The 4042-nt window shown below is 38.8% G+C and carries 3 protein-coding genes; all 3 read left to right on the top strand.

Going from position 1 to position 4042, the window contains the following annotated elements; translation table 11 throughout:
- Positions 1 to 608 precede the first annotated feature (608 nt).
- From AC6F8J_RS09145 to AC6F8J_RS09155, 3 genes are read left to right on the top strand one after another with little or no spacing between them, the layout of a single operon-like run.
- The gene (locus AC6F8J_RS09145) at positions 609 to 1847 is read left to right on the top strand and encodes a tyrosine-type recombinase/integrase (RefSeq protein ID WP_500722747.1); all 1239 of its coding nucleotides are present in this window, start codon (positions 609 to 611) and stop codon (positions 1845 to 1847) included.
- Positions 1834 to 2826, top strand: a complete 993-nt coding sequence (locus tag AC6F8J_RS09150; protein WP_500722749.1) for a tyrosine-type recombinase/integrase — start codon at positions 1834 to 1836, stop codon at positions 2824 to 2826. The genes AC6F8J_RS09145 and AC6F8J_RS09150 overlap by 14 nt, the downstream gene beginning before the upstream one ends.
- Positions 2813 to 3820, top strand: a complete 1008-nt coding sequence (locus tag AC6F8J_RS09155) for a tyrosine-type recombinase/integrase (protein ID WP_500722751.1) — start codon at positions 2813 to 2815, stop codon at positions 3818 to 3820. The genes AC6F8J_RS09150 and AC6F8J_RS09155 overlap by 14 nt, the downstream gene beginning before the upstream one ends.
- Positions 3821 to 4042: the final 222 nt, after the last annotated feature.

Raw genomic sequence — 4042 nt, forward strand, 5'->3', positions numbered from 1 at the left:
GTAAATGACAGCTTTTTTGTGTTTGCCCGACATGGGCAAACTCTTATGGGTGAAAGTCCCTAGTGTACCTAAGTAACAGGAAGCACATAGCTGAACAGCAAGGGTGTCCATTGCGAGGTGGAATCTGAAGGAAGCTGTAGGCAAATCTTTGAACCGACGGATAGAAATCACATATAAGGCTGGGATTTAGGGATAAGCTTGCACAACAAAGTGAAGTCCAATAGTTACTGAAATAACTAAATCAAAGTAAATGTGGCGGTCACATGAAGAGAAAGAGTTTGCACCTTAATCGGGGAGGTCTGTAGATATGTATCTATAGTGATTAATCGCTCGATGTTACAACCTATGCCGTGAGGCATAGCTGAATCTACAGAAGTCAGCAGAAGCCATAGTAGTTATTGATTGCATCAGTTTTTAATCGATTATCAGCCCGAACATAGATTTTATGACAAGCTTTCCATAAGGTTTATTATGACAAGAAAGTAATTATGCCAAGTAATCTTGTCTACCATCCGCTATAGATGGATTTGGGCTAGTTTTTCTTTACATAACATTCTACAATCTTCTTAGAACGTTCTGCGTTACTAAAAGAAAGGAGATGGTTTGTTATGTTGAGACAAATCAAAGTAGCAGATTTGTGCAGTGAACTAGACGAAAAACTAATTAAGCTCCACTATTCGGACGATTCAATGCGCAGATATCGAAAGGTACTTCATGAATTCATAGAATTCGCAATGGATTGTGATTACTCACAGTCAAAAGGAACTGAGTTCCTAATCTGGAAGTTCCGTCAACTCGGAGGATTTGTAACTTCAGGTGAACATTCAAAGAATGAAATGTATTACTTCCGAGTTATCCGATCACTTGCAGAGTATTACAACTTCGGTATTATTTTCAGGCGCCATGACTTCCATGGAGAAATTGTTTGGCCAGCATCTTTTAAGGAAGTCACGGATAGTTTTCTACGTTACGAGGTAGAATATGGCTGTTCTCATTCTCATCACAATCGTTGCAGTACAATCATTAAAGGCTTGATTTTATTCCTCGATTCAGCTAGTGTTCACACGCTCGATGATATTACAGCAAAATTGGTTTCTCGTTTTACAGAATCGATGGTAGGATTGGCACCCGTCACATTAGCAGAACGTTTATCAGCTTTGCGTCAGTACTTTAAATATGCATATCTAAACGGGTATGTTAAGAAGCCTATTGAAGTCTATTTACCACATCCGCCGCAACGGTCACGTACAAAACTTCCGACCGTATGGAGTGAAGAACAGATAGAAAGACTTGTTCATGCAGTTGATACATCTTCCCCAGTTGGGAAGCGCGACTACGCAATTATATTACTTGCTGCTCGGCTTGGACTTCGAATTGGGGATATCTTGAACCTTTCAGTCAATGACATTGATTGGGAGAATAAGCTGATATCAATTATACAAGGGAAAACTCGTGAACCACTCACGCTTCCTATGCCGGAAGATGTTGGCTGGGCAATCATTGATTATCTAAAAAATGGAAGACCTATTACGAATTTTCTAAATATTTTCGTGGTACATAATGCACCTTATGCGGGGAATCCATTTCAGAGTACTTTAAGGCATAATATAAATAAAGCATTGAAACGTGCGGGGATTTCTGTTGATCAGTCTAAACGTTATGGATGGCATTCACTTCGTCACTCACTTGCAACAAATCTTCTTCAGAATGAAGTTGATACTTCAACTATTTCTGATATACTTGGACATTCTGACCCACAGGTAGCAAAGCATTATCTGAGAGTCGATATGAAAGGATTGTCTAAGTGTGCGCTAGAAGTGGAGGTGATGAATTATGTCAAGGAATAAAATATTCATCGGGCCACTTTCTGTTTATTTAAAAAGCTTTCTCGAAGAAAAGCGCATGCTCGGTTATAAGTATGATGAACAAGAACGCCTATTACATGTGCTTGACGAAATGAGTAGTCATTATGACTGTTCATCAGGACTTCCCAAAGAGTTGTGCCTTACTTTCGTTGATTGGCAACCTAATTGGCGACAATCAACTCAGGAAAACCGTGTATCTCTAATCCGTACTTTGGCCGAATATATGTACAGATATGATATTCCAGCGTACATGGTTGACCGAAATGTCATAACAAACCGTCATGAAGATTTCAAGCCGTATATTTTTACACATGCTCAGATAATAGATATCTTTACCGCAGCCGATAACATAAAACCAAATTTCCAGAATACACATGTTTTTTATCCTACAGTATTGCGCGTCCAATATGGTTGTGGACTTCGCATCTCGGAAACACTAGGACTCCGTATGAAGGATGTTGATCTAGAAGCACAAGTATTGCACGTTATAAACGCAAAAAACAATAAGGATAGAGATATTCCAGTCAGCAGTTCCGTCATAGAATACATGAAATGGTATAACAGGAAGATACACACAACTTATGACGCAGAAGCATATTTCTTTAGGAGTCGTTGGGGCAGTGGCCATTATGAAAAAACTGCAGTAAATCACTACTTCAGAGACATTCTTTTCAATTGTGGTATCAGGCATGGTAATAAAAGTGATGGAGGTCCTCACCTACACAATCTTCGCCACACCTTTTGCGTACATAGTCTTGAGCATATGCTCCGAAATGGAATTTCGCACCAGGTAGCTCTTCCTTTATTAATGACTTATATGGGACATGCTTCACTTTCTGCCACAGGTCGATATCTGAAGCTTACTGCAGAAGCTTTTCCAGAGCTTGTCGGACGAATAAATCAAATCTATGCTGAAATAATACCTGATCTGGAGGTGAAAACTGAGTATGAAGAAGACTGATTTCCCTCGAATTCTCAGTGAATTCCTCTTGAACGAACTGCCAGTGGTAAGAAACCAGAGTAATAATACCATTTCATCCTACAAAGATACTTATGTCCGGCTTTTAACGTACTTTCGGGATGTGTTGTCTATATCACCAGAAAGAATAAAAGCGAGTGATCTGTCCGCAAGTCAGATAGTTGAATTTTTGAATTGGCTGGAACGTGAGTGCGAAAACAGCATTAGCACACGCAATCAGAGGTTGGCAGCAATTCATTCTCTTTTCCGGTATATGCAACTACAATTACCAGAATATATGTTTCAGTGCCAGCAAATATTAGGGATTCCATACAAAAAAGCGGATAAGAAGCTGATAGGTTACTTAAGTGAGGAACAAACCAAAACCCTCTTGTCATCACCTAATATATCTAATAAAAAAGGGCGGCGTGATCAAATGCTACTTACATTACTATACGATAGTGGAGCTCGCGTTCAGGAACTTGCGGATTTGCGCGTTGGTGAATTACGGCTAGATAATCCTGCACAAGTAAAACTCACCGGTAAAGGTAGAAAAACCAGGAATGTTCCTCTTATGGATAAGACAGTTGCATTGCTAAGGCAGTATCTTTCTGAACAGGGAATTGACAATCCTATGTATTTTGAACATCCTCTTTTCTTCAACTCGCAAGGCAAGAAACTTACTCGTCAGGGTATATCGTATATCTTAAAAAAATATGCAACAGAATGTGAGATTACGGAAATTTCAACTCACAAAATTCGCCACACAAAAGCTATGCACCTTACAGAAGCTAATATAAATCCAATCTTTATAAGGGACTTTCTAGGACATACCGATTTAAAAGTTACTGAAATTTACTCAAAAACTAGTATCAAAATGAAGAAAGCAGCCCTTGATAAGATGAATTCGGGGAAAAATATAATCCCCGAAAAATCGGCAACTAATTGGACAGAAGATAAAACTCTTATGGATTGGCTAAATGGCTTGAAGATTTAATTATGTAAAGAAGGACTGGTGTATTTCGCCTAACTTTGGGGATTCGCCAGTTCAACTTACCATAAGATTTTTATTGTCATAATAGATTTTATGACAAGCTTTCCATAAGGTTTATGTTCGGGCTGATAATCGATTAAAAACTGATGCAATCAATAAGTTAGCACCTAAACTTGTTGGAGATTCAAATCTCCCTGACTGGAACAAGGATAAAGATCTAATACG

This window comes from Petrocella sp., assembly GCF_059865615.1.